Source organism: Streptomyces sp. NPDC041784 (assembly GCF_055591025.1).
The window spans coordinates 98,256-118,180 of the sequence record NZ_JBVJAB010000019.1 but is presented as its reverse complement, the minus strand read 5'-3'; the positions used below and the strand labels follow the sequence as shown (position 1 = coordinate 118,180).

Genomic DNA, 19,925 nt, shown 5'->3' with positions numbered 1-19,925 from the left:
GTCAGGCGACCCGCCCCTCGCCCTTGACGGACGGTTCGTCGTCGGGGAAGGCGGCCGCGAACTCGTCGGCATGGGACGCGAAGAACGTCCGAAACGCCTTGGCACCTTCCTGCAACGCCCGGTGCCGCGCGATGTCGGCCGCGGCGGCCTCCCGCACGAGCGCCTTCATCGACGTGCCTCGTTCCTTGGCGATCTGCCGCAGGTCCTCCAGCTCGCGATCGCTGAACTCCACATTGAGGGCTGGCATGCCCTTCACGGTACCGCTCGGGTACTTACCCGTAAATACGCCGAGGTCAGAGGGGAGGCCGAGCGGTACCGGGTCACCGGGGGCGCGCAACAGGCGCGCGCCGCCGGCCGCACGCCCTTGTTGGCGGGCCGGTCCCGGACACATCCTGATCGTCACCGCGGCTCCACGCCGTGGCTGACGGGGGTGGGACATGACGGAGACGGAGGCGGGCCCGAAGACCGAACGGCGGCGGGAACTGCTGACGGCGGTCGAGGAGCGGGTGCGGCGGTGGGAGCGGGACGGGGACCGCAGGGCGCTGTTCTCCCGTGAGGCGTTCGGGGTGGTGCGGGAACTGCTGGACGCCGTCGGCGAGTCGGTCCACCGGGACCACGACGTGTGCCGGGCCGCGGGTCTGGCCTTCTGGTACCGGGGCACGGCGGGCCGATTCCGGGGAAGCGGGAGGGAACGCCGGCTGGCACTCCGCCTGCTGCGCTCCTCGTGGCTGTGCGACCCCGACGGGTTCGCCCCCGAGGTGCGGACGGGGCTGCGCGACGCCTACCGTCCGCCGGGCGGACCCGTGCTGTGGCAGGAGGAAGCCGCGCGACTGGTCCACCGGTATGCCGAGACCGGGGAGGTCCGTGTCCTGCGGGCCGCCGTGACGCTGCTCGTGCCCGTGTGCGAGGCACTGCCCCAACGCCATCCGCGACGCGTCGAGTACTTCTCCCACACCGCCGACCAATTGGAGAGGCTGCACGAACGGACCGGGGAGATCACCATGGCAGCGGTCCTGCGCCGGCGGCGCGCGGTCGTCGCGGCCGTGCCCGCGGGCGACGCACGGCGGGGAGTGGCCCTCGGAGCCCTCGCCAGGACGTTGCTCAACGCCGCCCAGGCCACGGACGACGCCGCGGCGGCGGACGAAGCCGCCGCCCTCCTGCGCGAGTCACTGACGCTCCTGCCGGAGGGCGACCCGCACCGGTCCACGTCACGCAGCATCCTGGCCGTCGCCCTGCTCGTGCGCCACCGACTGCGGACCGATCCGGCGGCGCTGGCGGAGGCCACGGAGTTGTCCCGGGGCCTCGTCCGGGACGCGCCTCCGGGGGCACCGGACATCGTGGAACTGCGCAATCTCCTGGCGATGCTGAGGCGGTACGAACCCGACGAGGCTTCGCTGCGCGAGCGCGCCGACGTCCTGCGGCGCATCCTCGCCGCCACCGCCCCGGCCGCACGTGCCGAGGACCTCGGCGACCTCGCCGACGTGCTGGACGACCTCTTGCTTCTCACCGGCTCCCCCGCGGTCGGCGACGAAGCCCGTGAAGCCGCGGAAGCAGCTGTCGCAGCGACCACCACGGACTCCGCACCGGGATACCGGAGCCGGCAGATCCTGGCTCGCCACTGCCTGGATCCCGAGAACGGAGCCGGCGCCTCCGCGGATCTCCTCGATCGTGGCATCGCCCTGTGCCGGACCGTCCTGACGGAGACACCACCGGACCATCCCCACCGGCTGATCTGGCTGCACGGGCTCTTCGACGGCCTGCACCGGTTGTTCCTGCGGACCGGTTCCGCGTCGTCACTGACCGAGGCCACGAGCCGGGCCCGGGACATGTACGCGCTCGCCCGGCGGCACGAGTCGGGACAGGTGAACGGCCGGTGGCTGTTCGTCGAGGCCGCCTCGCTCCTCGTCCGCTACACCGACGACCCCGAACTGGTGGCGGAGGCGATCTCCGCGGGGCGCGAGGCGGCCGCGCTCACTCCGCCCGACGACCCGGATCTGCTGGAGCACCAGGCGGACCGGGCGGCGCTCGTGCTCTACGCCCATCTGCGGCACGGCGCGCCGGACGCCCTGAAGGAGGTGGTGACCGATCTGCGGCACGTCACCCGCACGCCTCGCCCGCAGGATCCCCAGTACACGGTCTGCCTGGTCCGGCTCGCCGAAGCACTGCGGCTGCTGGGCGAGTCGCGAGACGATCCGGACGCCCTGGCCGAGGCTGCCGAAGTGCTCCGAGGCGGCCTGGCCCTGCCATCGGTGAGCAGGCCGGAGGTGCTCCACCTCGCCCTCGCTCCCCTGCTGCACGCCTGGTACGAAAGGACCGGCAGGCCCGAGCTGCTCGCGGAGGCCGTCGCTGCGGGGCGGACCGCGGCCGAGGCCTCCCCGGAGCTGCCCGACGACGCCGGGTACATGTCCTCCGGGCTCGCTCTGGCCCTGCACGACACATATCTGCGCACCCATGACGAGCGCCTGCTGGACGAGGCCGTGCATCATGCCCGACAGGCGGTGGCCACCGAACCGGAGCACGACTGGCACCGCAGTCTCGTGCTGACCAACCTGTCGTTCGTCCTGAACACCCGTTTCCGGGCGACCGGCGATCAGGAGTCCCTCCGGGAGTCCGTCACCGCGGCCCGCTCGTCGGTGCTGACCGAGGCCGGCATCGACCCCAATGCCTGGTCCAATCTCTGCACGGCTCTCACCAACTGGCACCAGACGACGGGCGATCCGGCGGCGCTGGACGAGGCGGAGGAAGCGGGCCGCCGGGCACTCGCGGGAGGGAACACACCCCCTGCGGCCGCCTGGAACAACCTGGCCATCGTGGTCCACCGGAAGTTCCGCACGACCGGGGACGTCGCCCGTGTGCGCGAGGTGGTGCGGTACGGGCGCAGGGCGGTGGCTGCCACCTCACCCGGCCATGTCGACCGGCCCTTCTACCTGACCAACCTCAGCGACGCGCTGCGCGTGCTGCATGAGGTGACCGGGGAACTGGCTCCGCTCGAGGAGAGCGTCGCGACGGCGCGCCGGGTGATCGAGGAAGCCCCTCCGGAGGACCCGTGGTTCGTCCACCATCTGTCCGTGTTCACGCGCGCCGCCCTGCGCTTCCATGAACGTACCGAGGATCCGGTCGCCCTCCGGGCCGCCGTGGAGGCCGGTCGGCGGGCGCTCTCCCTGACGCCGACGGGCCATGTGACGCGTCCCCTCCTCCTCACCGACCTCGGGCTGGCTCTGCACCGGGTCAGTGCCCTCACCCAGGATCCCTCGGCCGACGAGGAGGCCGAAGGCCTCCTGCGCGCCGCCGCCGCCGACTGCGTGCCGGAGCTGCGGCAGAAGGCCCTGTTCAACCTGGCCATGGCGGTGATCGACCGGTATGACGTGACGGGCGACCCCGCCGCCCTGGCGGAGGCGGAACGGGCCGTCACCGAGGCGATGGCCACGCCCAGGGACGACGCACCCGTACCGCACGAACTCCAGGTGCTGCGCGGCCGTGTCCGGTGGCGACGCCATTGCCGCGAGCACGACACCGTGGTCCTGGAGGAGGCCCTGTCCGCGTTCCGCGCCGCGGCGGGCATCCGCTCCGTCGAGACCCCCCTGCGCCTGGACGCGGCCTGGCACTGGGGGCGGTACGCCCGGCAGTCGGGACGCGCCGAGGAAGCGCTCGAAGCCTACGAGTACGCCGTACGTCTCCTGGTCGAGCTGGTTCCGCTGTCGCTGGAACGGGAGGACCGCGAACACCGGCTCGGGCAGTTCACCGGCCTCGCGGCCGACGCCGCCGCCGCCGCGATCGAGGCCGGCCGGCCGGAGCGGGCCGTGGAGCTGCTCGAGCAGACCCGGGGCGTGCTGATGGCGGAGGCCGTGGACGCGCGGGGCGACATCTCCCGGCTGCGGCAGCGGCACGCCGGGCCTGCCGCCGCCATCGACCGGCTGCGCGCCCGTGCCCGGGCGCTCGACAGCCTCAGCGCGGCCCCCGAGCCGTTCGTGCGTGTGACGGCGACCGGCGGGGAGGAGCAGGCCGGCGGGCACCGGCGCCTGATCGGCGACCAGCGCCTCGAACTCGCCACCGAGTGGGACGCGTTGCTGGCCGAGATCCGCCGGCTCCCCGGCTTCGAGCGGTTCCTGCTGCCGCCCACCTGGGCGGAGCTGCGGGAACAGGCCGCCGAGGGGCCGGTGGTCTACGTCAACGCGACGCGCGGCCGGTGCGACGCCCTCGCCGTGACGCGTTCGGGGCTGTGCGCGATCCCACTGCCCGATCTGGAGTGGGCGGCGATCGAGCGGGAGGCCAACCGGCTGCTGCCCGCCTCCCTCACCGGCGTGCCCGTGGCTCAGCCGTTGCGCGAGATCCTCGCGTGGCTGTGGGACACGGTGACGCGTCCGGTGCTCGACGCGCTGGACGCCGGCGGCCATCTCCCGGCGGACCCGGACGCCGGGCCGCCACGGCTGTGGTGGTGTCCGACGGGCCCGATGATCTGGTTCCCGCTGCATGCGGCCGGCCACCGGCCCGGGGCGGTGCTGGACCGGGTGGTCTCCTCCTACACCCCCACGCTGCGTGCCCTCGCGTCCGCCCGGCTGGCCCATCGCGAGAGCCGTACCGGCGGCGCCACGGGCCCGCGCCGCGCCCTCGTCGTGTCGATGCCCCGGACCCCGCGGGCGTCGCCGCTGCCCGGAGTGCGGCGCGAAGCGCGCCGACTGCTGACGCTGATGCCGGACGCCCGGCTCCTCGACAGTCCGCACACGGTACGGGACACGGTCCTCGCCGCCCTGCCGGAGCACGATGTCGCCCACTTCGCCTGTCACGCCGTCAGCGACTGGCACTCCCCGCGCGAGAGCCGGCTCCTCCTCGACGACCACGAGGCCCGGCCCCTGACCCTGGCTGCGGTCTCGCACCTGCGGCTCCGCGGCGACCTCGCCTTCCTCTCGGCGTGCAGCACCGCGGGCACGTCCCCCGACCGGGTGGACGAGGTGCTCCAGCTGACCTCCTCCTTCCTTCTCGCCGGGTACGCCCAGGTGATCGGGACCCTCTGGCCGGTCCAGGACGCGGCGGCCGCCTCGATGACGGACGCCTTCTACACGGACCTGACCTCCGGCGGCACCGTGCCGCCGGAGGTCGCCCGGTCCGCCCGGGCCCTGCACCGCGCCGTCACCGCGTGGCGCGACGCCCGGCCCGACACCCCCTGGCTGTGGGCCGCGCACGTCCACGTCGGTGTCTGACCGGGCGGGACGTGCGCGGTCGTGCTCAGGTCTGGTCCGCCACGAACGACGCCAGTCGGGTCAGGGCCGCGTTCCAGTTGATCGCGGTCTCGTTCGTCGACCAGGACTGGATGTCGTCGATGTAGCAGAACTGGCCGACGCAGCCCTGGAGTTTGGCCTGTGCGTAGGGGTCCTGGATGCTCGAGTTGGGGCCGCCGGCGAGGGTGCCGGGCGGGGGGCTCGGGAGGTTCGGGTCGAGCTGGTGGGCGTACCAGCGGCTGTGCTGGCGGTGGGCGTCGACCTCGCCGTAGCCGGTGACGTAGGAGAGGTTGAGGGCGTTGCGACCGAGGACGTAGTCGATGCTCTCGACGGCCCCGTCGCGGTACTTCGAGGCTCCGGTGAGGTCGTACGCGGTGGCGATGACGACCGCGTTGTTGAGGACCTGGTGGGCGGAGCCCCAGTCGTAGCGGTTGCCGTCGGGGGCGTAGGGCATGCCGTACGGCTGCGAGGCGAGGGTGGCGAGGTAGGTGTCGGCGCCCCGGACCACCGAGCGCCGGACCGTGTCCCGGCCGGGGAGCTTGTTGGGGACGAGCGCGAGGTCCAGGCGGCCCGCGGCGGCCGTGCGGGACCAGTCGAAGCCGTACGGGACGAAGATGTCGGCCGTGTGGACCGGGGAGCCGAGGACGTGGTCGGCGAACTTCTTCTCCCCGGTGGTGAGATACAGCTCGGCGGCGGCCCAGTAGAACTCGTCGGTCGCGTTGTCGTCGTTGTACGCGCCGCCACCGGTGCCGTCGGCGGGGTCGGCGTACACGTCCGGGTGGGCGAGCGCCGCCGCCCAGGCCGTGCGGGCGGCTGTCAGGGCCCGCGCGGCGAAGGCCTTGTCGTAGGGACGGTACAGGCGGGCGGCCTGGGCCGCCGTGGCGGCCAGGTTGAGGGTGGCCGTGGTGGTCGGCGGGTGCAGTTCGCGCTTCTGCGGATCGGCGCTCGGCAGCAGCGGCAGGCCGGTCCACTGTGCGTCGTGGATCTTGTGGTGGGCCATGCCGGCCAGCGGTTGTCCGGCCGGTACCTGCATCTTCAGCAGGAAGTCCAGTTCCCAGCGGGCCTCGTCGAGGATGTCCGGGACCCTGTTGCCGCTCTCCGGGAGGGCGAGGGTGCCGTCGCCCAGCTTCGCCGGGTCGCCGGTGCGGGCGTGGAGGGAGCGTTCGTAGGTGCTGAGCAGTTCCCAGGTGGCGATGCCGCCGTTGACGACGTACTTGCCGTGGTCGCCGGCGTCGTACCAGCCGCCGCTCACGTCCAGGGTGTGGTCGCAGACCCCGGGCTGGCAGGGGACGTCCGTGTCGCCCTGGTTGGGGGCGACGCCCACGTGGCCGGCGGCCCTGCCGTAGCCGGGGCGCAGGTCGTCGCGGATCGGGGTGCCGCTGCGCTGGGTGTAGTAGTACTTGGCCGCGTCCAGGCGCAGTTGCTCGTAGGCCGCCGTGCCGATGTCGAACGGGCGGCTGGTCTCGCCGTCGGCGACCAGGGTGAGGCCCGTGCCGCGTGCCCGGTGGGCGCCGAAGTCGATGGAGTGGACGTTCTGCCCGGAGGAGACGTCGACGCCGCGCGGTACGGTCCAGCCGTGCGCGACCGTCTTACCGGCGGCGCTCCGCAGCCGCCAGGGCAGTCTCGTGGTGGCGTCGGTGACGAGGGTGGCGTTCTTCGGGCCGGACGGCAGATAGGCGACCTGGTTGACGCGGACACGCGGCCCGGTGTCGGGCTGGTACACCTCCGGCGGCACCCCTCCCAGCAGCGACACGTCGTCCAGGCAGAACCGCCAGGGCTCGGCACTGCCGCCGACCTGGAAGGCGACCTGCCCCTGGGTGGAGTCGACGGGTGAGGTGAAGGTGTAGGAGTAGGCGTCGCCCGACTCGCTCAGCACGGGGGTCGCCTCGTACCAGGTGTCGTACGGGGAGACACCGAGTCCCACGATCGCCCGCACCACCTGGCCCTCGGGGAGGCCCGAGGCGGCGAAGGAGAAGCGGTACGACGACCCCTTCACCAGGGTGATCGCGTCCTGGCCGATCGCGGAGTCCCAGCGGTTGACGGTGCCGCCCGGTACGTCGGCACAGAGCCGGCCGGCGGACAGTCCGGCGGTGACGTTGCTGGTCCACCAGGGGTCGGCGGTGGTGTCGAAGCCGCCGTTCCTGACCTGCTCGGTCTCGTCGGCACCCGCCTGCGCGGCGGGCAGTGCGGTGAGTGCCGCGCCCAGCAGGGCCGCGAGGGACAGCAGGGCGGTTCTGCGTCGTTTCACGTCCGGGCTCCTCGGGAAGGTGCGGGACGCTTCCACGGCACAGCCATGGGAGCGCTCCCAGAGAGGGGTCACAGGACATGCTTGTTGCAGTCATGACACCCCGTCAACGGTCCGGACGGGACGGGTTCCGCCCCGCGTCCCCTCCGGACCGCCGACCCGGTCACGGAGGCGGTTCCGCACCTTGACGGCGATCACGTTCCTCGTGGTGCCGTCGGTGTGCAGCAGATCGGTGAGGTCGAGGGCGAAGCCAGTGTAGCCGTAGGGGTGGCGGCCGACCTCCGTGCCGTTGCAGTACACGGAGGAGTTCATGTAGACGCCGTCGAACTCGACCGAGATCCGCCGGCCGGCGTCGGCGGGCGGCAGGGTGAAGGCGAGGCGGTACCAGCCGACGCCGCCGGGGAAGAAGCCGGTGCCGCTGGTGGTGCCGTGCTCGGTGGTGGGGGTAGTTAACTGTTCGTCTTCGAGGTCGTTTGAGTGAGCGTGACTTCGATGGGGTGAGCATCGTTGTGAGGGTGTGAAGCTGACGGAGTGGGCGAGGGCGCAGGGTGTGCATCCGCAGACCGCGTATCGCTGGTTTCGTGAGGGCACCTTGCCGGTACCCGCGCAGCGGGTCGGGCCGCGCATGATCCTGGTGAATGTCGAGGCCAATGCGGCGCCGGAGGTTGTCGGCGGTGTGGGTCTGTATGCCCGGGTCTCCTCCCGTGATCAGAAGGCGGACCTGGAGCGCCAGGTCGCCCGGCTGTCCGGGTGGGCGGCGAAGGCCGGCCACCGCGTCGTCCGGGTCGAGGCCGAGACCGGTTCGGGGATGAACGGGGCGCGTTCCAAGGCCCGGCGTCTGCTGGCCGATCCCGAGGTGACCACGGTCGTGGTGGAGCACCGGGACCGGCTTGGCCGGATGAACACCGAACTGGTCGAGGCGGCTTTGGAGGCGTCCGGGCGTCGCCTCGCCGTGCTGGACGACGGCGAGGTCGAGGACGATCTGGTCCGGGACATGGTGGAGGTGCTGACCTCCTTCTGCGCCCGCTTGTACGGGCGCAGGTCGGCGAAGAACCGTGCCCGCAAGGCGCTGGAGGCGGCCGGGCATGGCTGATCTCCGCCCGATCGAGGCGCCGTTCGTCGCTCCCGGGCCGTCCGGTGTCGCGATCCGGACTCGGCTGGGGCAGCTCACGCCCGAGGACGAGAGGGTGCTGCGCCTGGTGGGCGCGTATCTGGGCACGCTCGCCTCGAAGGACCTCAAGACGCGCTGCCGGGACGGCTTGGAGCACTCCACGGACACGTGGGCGGCGCGCAAGCGGGAGCTGACCGCGGTGTCGTCGTCGCGCTGGGCGGGCAGCATCACCAAGGCCACGCACGATCAGTGGGCGCTGGCCCGCCGCGGCCAGCTCGCGCACATCCAAAGCCTCGAAACCGGTATCCGCACCATCGCGCACCGGCTGTCCCTTCCCGTCGGTCAGAAGGGCTCCAGGGGAACGCCGGGCGGCTACCGCTCCCGGCAGGAGTGGCACGCGAAGACCCGCCGGCTGCACGTGCTTGAGGACCGCCTGGAACGGGAGCGGGCGGCCCGCAAAGCCGGGGTCGTGCATGTCGTGCGGGGCGGGAAGCGGCTGGCCCGGACCCGGCACCATCTCGCCGACGCCCGGCTCACCGAGGCCGAGTGGCGCCGGCGCTGGGAGGCCGGACGGTGGCTCCTCGCCGCCGACGGGGAGTCCGGCAAGCGTTACGGCAACGAGACCATCCGCGTCAGCCCCGACGGCGAGGTGAGCGTCAAGCTCCCCGCACCGCTCGCGCATCTGGCGAACGCGCCGCACGGCCGGTACGTACTCGCCTGCAGGGTGCGGTTTGCACACCGGGGCGCCGAGTGGGCGGACCGCGTCGAGGCCAACCGGGCGGTGGCCTGCCGCCTCCACTACGACACAGGCCGGGACCGCTGGTACCTGACCGCCTCCTGGCAGATCCCGCCCACCCCCACCCTCCCCCTGCATGCCGCACTCGCCGAGGGCGTGATCGGCGTGGACACCAACGCCGACCACCTCGCCGCGTGGCGCCTGGATGTCCACGGCAACCCGACCGGCACCCCGCGCCGCTTCTTCTACGACCTGTCCGGCACCGCCGGTCACCGCGACGCCCAGGTCCGGCACGCCCTCACCCGGCTGCTGCACTGGGCGAAGACCTGCGGCGTGAAGGCGATCGCCGTCGAGGACCTGGACTTCGGCGCGGAGAAGACCCGGGAGAAGCACGGCCGCAAGAAGCGGTTCCGGCAGCTCATTTCCGGCCTGCCCACCGGCAGGCTCCGCGCCCGGCTCACGGCGATGGCCGACCACACGGGCATCGCGATCATCGCGGTCGATCCCGCGTACACCTCCCGGTGAGGTGCCCAGCACTGGCAGAAGCCCCTCGCCGGCAAGAACAGGAAGACCACCCGTCACGATGCCGCGAGCATCGCGATCGGGCGACGCGCCCAGGGGCACCCGATCCGGCGACGGACGGCACCGCCCCCGCACGACCGGAGCGATCGTGCGGGGCATCGGACCGTCCAGGCCGCACCGGAGGTCCTTGGGCGTGAGGGAACCCGCCCCCGCATCCCCGGACCACGGACACGATCCGTTGGCGCCGGACGCGGTGAGAACGCGGGGGACCAGTGTGCCCAATACCGTTCGGGGCACGCGGCTGAGCACGGGTCCTGGCAACAGGACTCACTCCCGCTCAGTCTTTAGGAACGGTCTGCTCGATGGACCAGCACCGCCCCGTGCGCAGGCCGAGTCGTCGTGGCCGGGCTCGGCGGCGTCCGTGTACTGCCCGGTCGGGTCGGTGACACCGCCCGGGTCGACCAGCGCGAAGCGCCAGCCGTCGCGCAGCGGGACCGTACGACGGCCGAAGGCGGGCGCGGCGGCCCCGGCCGTCCCGGCGGCCTGTGCGGCGGGGGTGCCCAGGAACGCTCCGGCGGCCGGCGCGGCCGTGGAGGCGAGCAGGACGGATCTGCGAGTTACTGTCACTGGCGACTCTCCCTCATCAGGACCCAGAAGTACTCACAACCGATCGTTACCGAACAGAATCTGACGACGAGCCACTCCGGCCCGTCAAGACCACGGGTCGGCCCTCCCGCCTCACGGGTGACCCGGGACCCGTTCGGGACACATGGCCCGGTTCCCCCTTGGCCTCGGCCGGAACAACCGGCCCTCCCGTCGCCCTCCGGGGGTTCCGGTCCGCCCGTGAGCCGGACGGACTAGGCTGGAACGGATGTGACAGCGCCCGTTCACTGTGAGTGTCCGCGATGGAGTGGCGACGATGAGCCCGGAGTATCCCTTCGACGAGGCCGCGACGGCCCGGGTGGTCGTCGACGACACCGGCACGCTCGTCGAGTGGAACGAGGGCGCGCGCACCCTGCTGGGCTGGGCCCCGGCCGAGGTGGTGGGTCGCCCCGCGGGGGATCTGCTGGCCGACGGGCCGCTCCCGGTGCCCACCAGCGGCCGCTGGGACGGCATGGTCACCCTGCGTCACCGTGACGGACGGCCCGTGCCGGTGTGGCTGCTCGCCCACCACCGGCCCGCGCTCGAGAACACCCCGGGGCGCTGGCTCGTCGTCACCCCGCTGACCGGCGGCGGGCCCCACTCCCCCGACGACCCGCTGGCCACAGCGGCACTGACGCAGTCCCCGTGTGCCCTCGCCGTCTACGACGAACGGCTGCGGCTGGCCCGGATCAACACCGCGATGGCCCGGGTGATCGGACTGCCCGAGGAGCGGGTCCGGGGGCTGCGGCCCTCCGAGATCGGCGGCCGGCCGCAGAGCGCGGACCTGGAGCGGCACATGCTGCGGGTGCTCGCCACCGGCCTGGCGCAGGATGTCCAGACGTACACCCGCGCCGGCGGCGAGGACCACGCGCACGCCTGGCTGGCGCGGTTGGCGCCGGTGACCGACGCCGAGGGCCGGGTACGGGGCGTCTGCCTGGCCGCCCACGACTTCACCGACAGCTACCTCGCCCGCGAGCGGCTGCGGCTGGTCAACGAGGCGAGCGTGCGGATCGGCACCTCCCTCGACGTCACCCGGACGGCGCAGGAGCTGGCGGACGTGTGCGTGCCCGCGCTCGCCGACTTCGTCAGCGTCGACCTGCTGGACCCGCAGGACGGCGGGGAACCCCCGGTCCGGTTCACACCGCCGATCGGCCTGCGCCGCTGCGCGCACCGCTCCGTCACCCCCGGCGATCCGGAGGCCGTGGCCAAGCCCGGTGAGGTGCAGGACTACCCGGCCGGCTCCCCGCAGGCCGACTCTCTGGTCGTCGGCCGGACCACGGTCGGCTCCGTGCCGCAGGGCGATCTGGACGCCTGGCTCGCCCGGGACGCGCTGCGCCACGCCCGGGTGCGCGAGATCGGCATCCACTCCACGATGTCCGTGCCGATCCGGGCCCGGGGCGTGACCCTGGGGGTCGCGGTCCTCACCCGGTTCCGGCGGCCCGATCCGTTCACCGCGGACGACGTGCTGCTCGCGGAGGAGATCACCGCCCGGGCCGCCGTGTGCATCGACAACGCCCGCCGGTTCTCCCGCGAGCGCGAGACGGCCCTCGCCCTCCAGCGCAGCCTGCTCCCGCGCACCCTGCCGCGCACCGCCGCCGTCGACGCGGCCTCCCGCTATCTGCCGGCCGCCCGCGCCGGGGTGGGCGGCGACTGGTTCGACGTGATCCCGCTGTCGGGGATGCGGGTCGCCATGGTCGTCGGCGACGTCGTCGGGCACGGCGTGCAGGCCTCGGCCACGATGGGCCGGCTGCGGACGGCCGTGCGCACCCTCGCCGACATCGACCTGGCCCCCGACGAACTGCTCACCCATCTCGACGACCTGGTCGTCCGGCTCTCCGAGGAGGCGGGAGGCGAGGGCAGCCCCGGCGAGGTCGGCGCGAGCTGTCTGTACGCGGTGTACGACCCGGTGTCCCGGCGCTGCACGATGGCCGGGGCCGACCATCCCCCGCCGGTGCTGCTGCGGCCGAACGGCGTGCCGCGCCGGATCGAGCTGCCCGCGGGTCCCCCGCTCGGCGTGGGCGGGCTGCCGTTCGAGTCCACCGAGCTGGAGCTGGCCGAGGGCAGCGTCCTCGCGTTCTACACGGACGGGCTGCTGGAATCCCGCGAGCGGACCGAGGAGGCCGGTCACCGGCTGCTCGGCGAGGCGCTCGGCGCGCACTCGGGCTCCCTGGACGAGACCTGCGACCGGGTGCTGCGCGCCCTGCTGCCGGCGGGCGGCGCCTCGGACGACGTGGCCCTGCTGCTCGCCCGCACCCGCGGGCTGCCCGCCTCCCAGGTCGCGACCTGGGACATCCCCGCCGACCCGGCGCTGGTCGCGCCGATCCGCAAGCAGGTCGTCGACCAGCTCGCGCGCTGGCAGCTGAGCGAGGCGTCGTTCACGACCGAGCTGGTGGTGAGCGAGCTGGTCACCAATGCCATCCGGTACGGCTCCCACCCCATCCGGCTGCGGCTGATCCACGACGCGGAGACGCTGATCTGCGAGGTGTCCGACACCAGCCACACCGCCCCGCACCTGCGCAGGGCGAAGACCTGGGACGAGGGGGGCCGCGGTCTGCTGCTGGTGGCCCAGCTCACCCAGCGCTGGGGCAGCCGGCACACCGGCGAGGGCAAGACGATCTGGGCGGAACTGGGGCTGTTCGAGGAGGAGTGAGCCCAGCTCACCCAGCGCTGGGGCAGCCGGCACACCGGCGAGGGCAAGACGATCTGGGCGGAACTGGGGCTGTTCGAGGAGGAGTGAGCCCGGCTCGGCCGGCGCGGGGGCTGCTCGGCGGGCATGGGGGCCGCTCGGCAAGCGCTGTGCACGCGCGTGTTTTCATGGGCGGACACCCGAACCAGCTCGATGGGCGGGGCATGCCCGCACCCCCGCCGCCGCCGGAGATCCACCCTGAACGCGCCGCTCGCCGAAACACTGTCCGTCGCCCTGCTCGTCGGCTCCCTCGGCTGGGCGGTGCTGCGCCCCGCCGGACGGTCGGAGGCCGTCGTCGCCGCGGCCGCCGCGATCGCCCTGGGCGCGATCTCCCCGGAGCACGCCCTCACGGAGGCGGAACGGCTCGGACCCGTGGTGGGGTTCCTCGCGGCGGTACTGGTCCTGGCCCACCTGTGCGACGTCGAGGGGCTCTTCACCGCGTGCGGCGCGTGGATGGCCCGGCGTGCGGCGGGGCGCCCCCGCCAGCTGCTCACCGCCGTGTTCGTGCTGGCGTCCGTCATCACCGCCGTCCTCAGTCTGGACGCGACGGTGGTGCTGCTGACGCCGGTGGTGTTCGCCACCGCCGCCCGGATGGGGGTGCGCTCGAAGCCGCACGTCTACGCCTGCGCGCACCTGTCGAACACGGCCTCGCTGCTGTTGCCGGTCTCCAACCTCACCAACCTGCTGGCGTTCACGGCGAGCGGGCTGAGCTTCACGCGGTTCACCGCGCTGATGGCGCTGCCGTGGGTGGTCGCGATCACCGTCGAGTACGCGGTGTTCCGGCGTTTCTTCGCCGCCGACCTGTCCGCCGCAGAGCCGGCCGCCGAACCCGTCGTGGACCCCGGACCGGCGCCCGAGGTACCCGTGTTCGCGCTGGTCACCGTGGCCTGCACGCTCGCCGGGTTCGTGGTGGCCTCGGCGGTCGGCGTCGAACCGGTGTGGGCGGCGCTGGCCGGGGCGCTGGTCATGGCCGGGCGGGCGCTGGCGCGGCGGCGGGTGACGCCGGTGGCCGTGGTGCGGTCCGCCGCGCCGGGGTTCCTGGCGTTCGTGCTAGCGCTGGGGATCGTGGTCCGCGCGGTCGTCGACAACGGTCTGGCCGACGCGCTGCGGCACGCCGTGCCCGACGGTACGGGGCTGCTCGCCCTGCTCGGCGTCGCCGCGGTGGCCGCCGTCCTGGCCAACCTGATCAACAACCTGCCGGCGGTCCTGGTCCTGGTCCCGCTGGCCGCCCCGGCCGGGGCCGGGGCGGTGCTCGCCGTCCTGCTCGGGGTGAACATCGGCCCCAACCTGACGTACGCCGGGTCGCTGGCCACGCTGCTGTGGCGGCGCGTGGTGCGCGAGCGCGCGGAACGGGTCGACGTCGGGGAGTTCACCCGGCTGGGCCTGCTCACCGTGCCGGCCACGCTGGTGCCGGCGGTGGTGGCCCTGTGGGGGTCGCTCCAGGTGGTCTGAGCGGCGTCGGACGACGTCGGGGCGACGTGTGGACGACGTCCGGGCGACCGGGGCGTGGTCCCGGACCGAACCCCCACCCCGACCCGGCCTAGTGGCGCCCGCCGCCGGAGCCGTACCCCCCGGACCCGTACCCGTACCCACCGCCATACCCGTCGCCGTAGCCGTAGCCGTCGCCGTAGCCGTACCCGCCGCCGGAGCCCTCGTCGCAGGCGTACCAGTCGTAGTACGTGCACGCGGTGCCGTCGGAGGTGGACGGGGTGGCCGTCGGAGCCTGGGTGGTGGGGGTGGTCTGCGGCTGCTCGGGGGCGGGCGCCGGGGGCTTCGCCGCCTTGGGGGTGGGTGCCGGGGTGGCGCTGGGGGTGCCGGCCTCGCCCCAGTTGACGAACTGCATCTGCGCGTCGGGCTGGGAGGTGTCGATCACCCAGCGCTGCTCAGGGCCGTCCTCGCGGTTCTTCACGACGAGCGCGCCGGAGCCGTCGGTGGCGGCGGGCGCCAGCGCGAGGTCCTGGCCCGAGCGCGGGACGAGCGTGCCCTGGAGGGTGAAGTCGTAGCGCACGTTGCGGACGTCGGACCGGGCGGCGCCCGCGCAGGGGGCCAGCCGGACCGAGTAGCCGAGGGTGGAGTCCAAGCACAGATCGGCATCGGCCGCGCTGCGCAGCAGCCCGTCCGGTTCGTACGACCACTGCTGGCCGGGGGTCGCGGAGCAGGTGGCGAGTTCGGCCTCGGCACCCTCGACGGCCTTGCCGCCGGCGATCCCGATGCAGAGCCCGGAGGCGACGTTGTGCAGCCGGCCGCGCAGGATGCCCTGGGAGTCCTCGGCACCGACCACGGACGGATCGGTGGTGGCGGAGTCGGTGCCGGGCTTCTTCGCGGTCTCGCCGTCGGCGCTCTGGCCGGAGCCCTCCCCGGAGCCGAGGGCGACCCACACCACGAGCGGCAGGACGACCATTCCGCTCACGGTCAGGACGGCGGCGGCCAGGTTGCGGCGGCGGGCCCGGCGGGCCGCCTTCTGGACGGAGCGACGGGACCCGGCCGGGGCGCTGCCGGCCGACGGGCCGGCGGTGGACCACGCCGTGCTCCGAGGGGCCGGGGCGGTGCCCGCGGGGGCGGTGCGGGGCGGCACGGCGGGGCGGACGGGCAGGCCGGCCTCGTCCGTGAAGGCCTCCCCGGGGGCGGCGGCCGTCCGCTCCACGGTCGCCTCTGCGGTCTCCGCGCCGGCGGCCCTGGCCTCCAGGTACGCGTCGGCGGCCCAGCCCAGGATGCCCTCCGCGAGGGCGACGCCGAGCAGTCCCTCGAACTGGAGCAGCTGGTCGGCGGTGTGGGCGCAGTGCCGGCACTGCTCGGTGTGGGCGCGCAGGTCGGGGTCGATGTCGAGGCCGCCGCGCCGGCAGGTGACGTCCAGGAGCCGGTGGTAGCGGTGGCACTGGTCGTCGGTGGCGAGTTCGTTGTGGACCTGGAGGACCTCCTCGCGCAGCCGCTCACGGGAGCGGCGCAGTTCGACGCGGGCGCCGTCGTCGTCGAGGCCGAGCAGTCCGGCCGGGATCGCCAGCGGCTCGGTCTCCACCTCCGTGTGCCACAGCAGGCAGCGCGCGGACTGGGGCAGCCGCTGGAACGCCCGGGCCAGCATGCGCCGGTTGGCCGGCGGGAGCAGCCGGGCGGCCACCCGCTCGCTGTCGCCGTTCTCGGAGCGCAGTGCGGGGTGGAGCAGGTCGCGGCGGCCGTCGGTGTCCCACTCGGTGGCGATCCGGCGGACGGTGACCAGCAGATGGGGCCGCCAGGCGGCCGTGGGCCCGTCCTGGCGTAGGGTCGCGCCGAAGAGCCGGGTGAACGCGGCGGTGGTGAGCATGCCCGCCGCACGCTCCGATTCGGTGCACAGCCGCGCGTAGGCGAAGGCCGCCTCCCAGTGCCGGTCGAGAAGTTCACCGACGGGGTGCAGGGCGGGCGAAGCCCCCGTCCACTTCTTCAGCTCGGAGCTGAGCTGTTCGTCCGTCGCATCCAGGCGGCGCGCCGAAGGGGAATTCGACAGGCCTGCGTCATTCACGAGTGCATTCCTCCTGGGGACATGCGGCATTAAGTCCATACCAATGGGTATGCGTCCCCCGCCCACGAAGCGACGGGATCGACTCGCACAGGGTTCGGCACCTCTGACGTCCGCGGGGGACGGCTCTTGTGAAGCATGGGGGGTGTGGACGGTACAGAGGGGCCTCGCGCGCACGGTGCGAAAAGCACTGTCCGTGCGCCGACAAGGCACACCTTCGCACAGCCGGACCAGGCGGAACAAGGGATCTCGCGGTTTCGTGCTTTGCGTACGGCACCGCGGTATTGACGCAACGTCAAACAGGGATAGCCGTTCGGGGCGGTCACTGTATTGGTGTCCCTTTTGGTGTTTCTCTCGGTACGGCAATTGCGGCGCGGATTCCGTCCCGGTAGGCGCCCGGAGGTGTCCCGTAACGGGCGCGGAACACCCGGGTGAAATGGAAGGGGCTCGCGAACCCCGAGGCGCCGGCGACGCGTTCCACGGACAGGTCGGTGCCTTCCAGCAGCCGGGCGGCGTGCCGCAGCCGCGCGTCGCGCAGCGCCCGCATCGGGGACCGGCCGAGCTGCTCGGTGAACAGATGGGAGAAACGCGAGGGCGACAGCGCGACATGCCCGGCCAGCGACCGCACGGTGTGCGGGGCGCCGGGGTCGGCGGCGATCAGCGCCTGCGCCCGCCGGACCCGGTCGTCGACACCCGCGGACGGCTCCGGCCGGCGCGCGGCTGCCGTGGTGAGCAGTACGGCCTCCTCCAGTGCGCCCAGGGCGAGTTCACGCGCGGTGGTGTCCCGGGCCACGGCGATCGTGTCCGGTCCGGCCGGCTCCCCCGGTCCGGGCCAGCGGGCGTCGGCGCGCATCCGGCGGAAGGCCGCGCCGACCCGGTCCCGCAGGTCCGCCGGGACGGGGGTGACGGCGTACAGGCCGTCACCGCCGCCGTACGGGCGCAGCCAGGGGGTCCAGGACGGGCGGGCCTGGCAGTGGGCCCACCAGAACCGCCAGTGTGCGGCGCCGGGTGCGACGCCGTAGCCGTGCGGGACACCCGGCGCGAGCACCACCAGATCGCCGGCGGCCGCCCGGACCTCCGCGCTCCCCTGCCGCAGCCGTCCGCCCCCGGCCGTCGTCCAGGTGAACAGCCAACTCTCGGAGCCCCGGGGGCGGTTGACGCCGTACCCCGGTCCCTCGTCGAAGTGGCCGACCACCACCAGGCCGGGCGGTGGCGAGGGGGCCGCGGGCACGGCAGTGACGGGCAGGTCGTCAGCACGCATGGGCATCCTCCCGGTACGCCGCGTCGCCCTACCGTAGGGCGGGCCGGCCGAGGAGGGGACGACGGATGACGGTCACGGACATCGACAGCGGGCTGCGGCAGTACCGGGAGGACGGCTTCACCGTCGTGCGGGGGCTGTTCGGGTACGACGAAGTGGACCGGCTGTGCGCCGAGTTCGCGGCGCTCCGGGCGGCCGGGCGGCCGGTGCCGGGGCACTTCGAGCCGCGGCCCGGCACGGACCCGCTGGACGCGTACCCGAGGGTGATGCAGCCGCACGAGTTCAGCGCCCTGGCGCGGGGCACTCTGCTGGATCCGCGGCTGCGGTGCGTGCTGGAACGGCTGTTGGGCGAGCCGGTGCTGGCGGCGCAGAGCATGTTCTACTTCAAGCCGCCGGGGGCGCGGGGGCAGGCGCTGCACCAGGACAACTTCTATCTGCGGGTCGAGCCGGGCACCTGTGTGGCGGCGTGGCTGGCGTGCGACGGCATCGACCGGGAGAACGGGGGGCTGGAGGTGGTGCCCGGCACGCATGCCATGGAGCTGTTCTGCCCGGAGGAGGCGGACGCGACGGTGTCGTTCGCGCGGGAGTACGTCGCGCCGCCGCCGGGGCTCGTGGCGGTGCCGGTCGACATGGCGCCCGGGGATGTCCTGTTCTTCAACGGGAGCCTGGTGCACGGCTCGGGGCCGAACCGCAGTGACCGCCGGTTCCGGCGGTCGTTCATCGGTCACTACGTGGGGCGGTCGGCGGAGCGGATCGGGCGGTTCTACCGGACGGTGTCGATGGGCGGGGAACGCGTGCCGTTGCCGGAGAGCGAGGGTGCGGGGCCCTGCGGAACCGAGTTCGGGCCGGCTGCCGGGGCGCACCAGGCCCACTAACCCACCAGCCCACGAGCCCAGCAGCCCAGCAGCCCACTGGAAGATGCGCTTCAGTGGCCGGCGATCGGATGCGGGCCGTACGGGCGCTCCAGTTCTTCCAACTCCTTCTCGCTCAGCTCCAGTTCCACCGCCGCCACCGCGTCCTCCAGGTGGTGGGGCTTCGCGGCTCCGACGATCGGGGCCGTGACCGTGTCCTGGTGGAGAAGCCAGGCCAGGGCCACCCGGGCGCGAGGGACGCCGCGGTCGGCCGCGATGTGGGAGACGGCCTCGACGATCGCACGGTCGCTCTCCAGGTAGAGCCGGCCGCCGAAGTGGTCGGTCGCGCTGCGCTCGGTGACCGCGCCCCAGTCCCGGGTGAGACGGCCGCGGGCCAGCGGGCTCCAGGGCAGCACGCCGACGCCCCGGTCCGCGCAGAAGGGCAGCATCTCGCGCTCCTCCTCGCGGTAGAGGAGGTTGTAGTGGTTCTGCATGGAGACGAACCTCGTCCAGCCGTGCAGCTCGGCGGTGTACTGCATCTTGGCGAACTGCCAGGCGTACATCGAACTGGCCCCGAGGTAGCGGACCTTGCCCGCCCTCACCACGTCGTGCAGCGCCTCCATGGTCTCCTCGACCGGGGTGTGCGGGTCGAAGCGGTGGATCTGGTACAGGTCGACGTGGTCGGTGCCGAGGCGGCGCAGGCTGTGGTCGAGCTCGGCGAGGATCGCCTTGCGGGACAGGCCGGCGCCGTTGGGGCCCGTCCGCATCCGGCTGTGCACCTTCGTGGCGAGGACGATCTCGTCGCGGCGGGCGAAGTCGCGCAGCGCCCTGCCGACGATCTCCTCGCTGGTGCCGTCGGAGTAGACGTTCGCCGTGTCGAAGAAGGTGACGCCGGCCTCCAGCGCCTGCCGGATGAGCGGGCGGGACGCCTCCTCGTCGAGGGTCCATTCGTGTACGCCCCGGTCGGGCTGCCCGTAGGTCATGCAGCCCAGACAGATCCGCGACACGTCCAGCCCCGTCGAACCGAGCTTCACGTACTGCATCGTCGCCGCTCCTGACGTCGGAGGAGGTACCGGGGGAGACCGACCGCGGATGTCCGTTTCGCGCCCGCGGACCGCCCGGTCTTGCTTGAATGAGACCGCTTCACAGAATATGCCGACGGCCTTCA

10 protein-coding genes and 3 pseudogenes are annotated in these 19,925 nt (G+C 73.4%); 6 read left to right on the top strand and 7 right to left on the bottom strand.

The window, feature by feature from the left end; translation table 11 throughout:
• Position 1: 1 nt before the first annotated feature.
• Positions 2 to 247 (bottom strand): hypothetical protein, encoded by a 246-nt coding sequence (locus ACZ6D7_RS33265; protein WP_469498988.1) that lies wholly within the window; start codon positions 245 to 247, stop codon positions 2 to 4.
• A 190-nt stretch (positions 248 to 437) separates the two neighbouring features.
• Here ACZ6D7_RS33265 and ACZ6D7_RS33260 point away from each other — a divergent pair, with 190 nt between their 5' ends.
• Positions 438 to 5,198 carry a CHAT domain-containing protein gene (locus ACZ6D7_RS33260; RefSeq protein ID WP_469498986.1) on the top strand — a complete coding sequence of 1,587 codons (4,761 nt, stop codon included), beginning with the start codon at positions 438 to 440 and terminating at the stop codon, positions 5,196 to 5,198.
• 25 nt (positions 5,199 to 5,223) lie between these two features.
• On the opposite strand, the gene ACZ6D7_RS33255 is transcribed toward ACZ6D7_RS33260, so the two are convergent.
• Together ACZ6D7_RS33255 and ACZ6D7_RS33250 are read right to left on the bottom strand one after the other, a co-directional pair.
• Positions 5,224 to 7,464, bottom strand: coding sequence for a glycoside hydrolase family 9 protein (locus tag ACZ6D7_RS33255; protein ID WP_469498983.1), 2,241 nt, complete (start codon positions 7,462 to 7,464; stop codon positions 5,224 to 5,226).
• A gap of 165 nt (positions 7,465 to 7,629) precedes the next feature.
• Positions 7,630 to 7,908, bottom strand: a pseudogene (locus tag ACZ6D7_RS33250) (sugar-binding domain-containing protein); the annotation flags it as partial.
• A gap of 70 nt (positions 7,909 to 7,978) precedes the next feature.
• Here ACZ6D7_RS33250 and ACZ6D7_RS33245 point away from each other — a divergent pair.
• Both ACZ6D7_RS33245 and ACZ6D7_RS33240 read left to right on the top strand, forming a co-directional pair.
• Positions 7,979 to 8,554 (top strand): IS607 family transposase, encoded by a 576-nt coding sequence (locus tag ACZ6D7_RS33245; RefSeq protein ID WP_469498980.1) that lies wholly within the window; start codon positions 7,979 to 7,981, stop codon positions 8,552 to 8,554.
• Positions 8,547 to 10,178: pseudogene (locus ACZ6D7_RS33240) on the top strand (nuclease/transposase family protein). Before ACZ6D7_RS33245 ends, ACZ6D7_RS33240 begins: the two are co-directional and overlap by 8 nt.
• A gap of 42 nt (positions 10,179 to 10,220) precedes the next feature.
• On the opposite strand, the pseudogene ACZ6D7_RS33235 reads toward ACZ6D7_RS33240, so the two are convergent.
• Positions 10,221 to 10,457, bottom strand: a pseudogene (locus ACZ6D7_RS33235) (hypothetical protein); the annotation flags it as partial.
• Between the two features lie 292 nt (positions 10,458 to 10,749).
• Between ACZ6D7_RS33235 and ACZ6D7_RS33230 the strand changes: the two are divergent.
• Positions 10,750 to 13,122, top strand: coding sequence for a SpoIIE family protein phosphatase (locus ACZ6D7_RS33230; RefSeq protein ID WP_469498978.1), 2,373 nt, complete (start codon positions 10,750 to 10,752; stop codon positions 13,120 to 13,122).
• Positions 13,123 to 13,311: 189 nt separating this feature from the next.
• Entirely contained in the window at positions 13,312 to 14,610 is a 1,299-nt protein-coding gene (locus tag ACZ6D7_RS33225; RefSeq protein ID WP_469498975.1) for an SLC13 family permease, read from the top strand.
• An 88-nt stretch (positions 14,611 to 14,698) separates the two neighbouring features.
• Here the strand turns inward: ACZ6D7_RS33225 and ACZ6D7_RS33220 are convergent, their stop codons facing one another.
• Positions 14,699 to 16,651 carry an RICIN domain-containing protein gene (locus ACZ6D7_RS33220; protein ID WP_469498972.1) on the bottom strand — a complete coding sequence of 651 codons (1,953 nt, stop codon included), beginning with the start codon at positions 16,649 to 16,651 and terminating at the stop codon, positions 14,699 to 14,701.
• Between the two features lie 319 nt (positions 16,652 to 16,970).
• A complete protein-coding gene (locus ACZ6D7_RS33215) occupies positions 16,971 to 17,909 on the bottom strand; it encodes a helix-turn-helix domain-containing protein (protein WP_469498969.1) in 939 nt (312 codons plus the stop codon).
• Between the two features lie 65 nt (positions 17,910 to 17,974).
• On the opposite strand from ACZ6D7_RS33215, the gene ACZ6D7_RS33210 reads away from it, so the two are divergent.
• A complete protein-coding gene (locus ACZ6D7_RS33210; RefSeq protein ID WP_469498966.1) occupies positions 17,975 to 18,781 on the top strand; it encodes a phytanoyl-CoA dioxygenase family protein in 807 nt (268 codons plus the stop codon).
• Positions 18,782 to 18,831: 50 nt separating this feature from the next.
• On the opposite strand, the gene ACZ6D7_RS33205 is transcribed toward ACZ6D7_RS33210, so the two are convergent.
• Positions 18,832 to 19,800 carry an aldo/keto reductase gene (locus tag ACZ6D7_RS33205; RefSeq protein ID WP_469498963.1) on the bottom strand — a complete coding sequence of 323 codons (969 nt, stop codon included), beginning with the start codon at positions 19,798 to 19,800 and terminating at the stop codon, positions 18,832 to 18,834.
• Between the last annotated feature and the right edge of the window lie 125 nt (positions 19,801 to 19,925).